Below are 1451 nucleotides of genomic sequence, written 5' to 3' on the forward strand. Positions count from 1 at the left end.
TGCTGAACGCAATTATCTGGCCGCTGCTCAAGAAGATAAATCGGCCCCTGGTGGTTTTGTTCATGGCGGATATTTAACACTTGTAGACAAAGAGAAACGTATAAGAGGTGTTTACGACGGAACTGATGATGCCGATGTAAAGAAACTAATGGGAGATATGGATATCTTATTGGCCGAATATAAAAAGTAGCCTATTTTTTAAGGCTATTTTATTTGATTAAGGCTGGCTATATGCTGGCCTTAACTGAATTATATGATTTATAGGATAATTTAGTGGAATATATTGACATTTTTTTATCTTTATGTCATGATGATTTGCTCATTAAAATAAATATTTTTGCTTTCTCTAAACTAATCTCTAACTCTTATGGTAAAGGTAGAACTAGAAAATGATTTAATTGAGTTTAAAGCCCGTCTTGAGTTTAGGCAAGAAGAAATTTTAAAGCTAGTTCACGAAATCAACTTGCTTCATATCAGTGAGGCCGTTCTTGCATTGGCAACAGCAGATTTACTTCATGAGTCAGTAGCAGAATTAGAACAGATTTTTGAGATGCATAAATAGGATTAAGGTTAAAAGGTGGCGCTGCGAACCAATTCGAATCTAAATTGTTATTTATACAAGTTTGTTTATTAACTAAATAAAATGTTTCAAACATGGGATTAATGGGATATTACCTGATAGCAGGAATTATGTTTGTTGTAGGTCTTATTGTTAGCAACAGGCTCAAAAGTAAATTTAAGGAATATAGTGAGATTGGACTTGCTAATGGCATGAGTGGTAGGGAGATCGCCGAAAAAATGCTGTCTGATAATGGGATTCATGATGTGCGGGTTATATCTACGCCTGGGCATTTAAGCGATCATTATAATCCGGAAGATAAGACTGTAAACCTGAGTCCTGATGTTTTTGAGGGCAGAAGTATATCAGCTGCAGCGGTAGCGACCCACGAATGTGGCCATGCTGTTCAACATGCCACTGCATATAGTATGCTTACATTTAGAAGTGCTATTGTTCCCCTTGTCAATATCAGCACTCAACTCTCGCAATGGGTAATACTTGCGGGCCTAGGCTTTTTAATAGGACGCGCCAACCCTACCATATTATTAGTGGGAATTATCCTGTTTGCTATCACCACAGTCTTTACAATTATTACACTTCCGGTTGAATATGATGCGAGTAACCGCGCATTGAAATGGCTCGAAAATAGTCATATTACTACACCTTATGAGCACGATAAAGCAGCTGATGCACTGAAATGGGCGGCCCGAACATACGTTGTTGCTGCAATAAGTTCAATAGCTACATTATTGTATTATATTTTACTTTTTGTAAACAGTAGGGATAGAAACTAGGACATATTCATTGCCCCTAATGTATTTGCCATCAACGTAGCCATCTAATTGTTCTGCCAGGTTATCCTTCCAGAACAGTTCAATACCATATTCATGAG

The 1451-nt window shown here is 37.4% G+C and carries 2 protein-coding genes and 1 pseudogene; all 3 read left to right on the forward strand.

From position 1 onward, the window contains the following. Positions 1 to 190 (forward strand): annotated as a pseudogene (locus tag AC1DDX_RS27375) (SCO family protein); the annotation flags it as partial. Positions 191 to 367: 177 nt separating this feature from the next. Continuing rightward, on the forward strand, positions 368 to 562 hold the full coding sequence (locus tag AC1DDX_RS27380; protein WP_288882808.1) for a hypothetical protein: 195 nt from the start codon (positions 368 to 370) through the stop codon (positions 560 to 562). 92 nt (positions 563 to 654) lie between these two features. Further along, entirely contained in the window at positions 655 to 1353 is a 699-nt protein-coding gene (locus tag AC1DDX_RS27385) for a zinc metallopeptidase (protein WP_288882806.1), read from the forward strand. Positions 1354 to 1451: the final 98 nt, after the last annotated feature.

The organism is Pedobacter sp. 10L46_2, assembly GCF_056395165.1.

Excerpts from the sequence above, each read along its gene's own strand:
- AC1DDX_RS27380 (WP_288882808.1), top strand. The coding sequence starts at position 368 with ATGGTAAAGGTAGAACTAGAAAATGATTTAATTGAGTTTAAAGCCCGT.
- AC1DDX_RS27385 (WP_288882806.1), top strand. The coding sequence starts at position 655 with ATGGGATTAATGGGATATTACCTGATAGCAGGAATTATGTTTGTTGTA.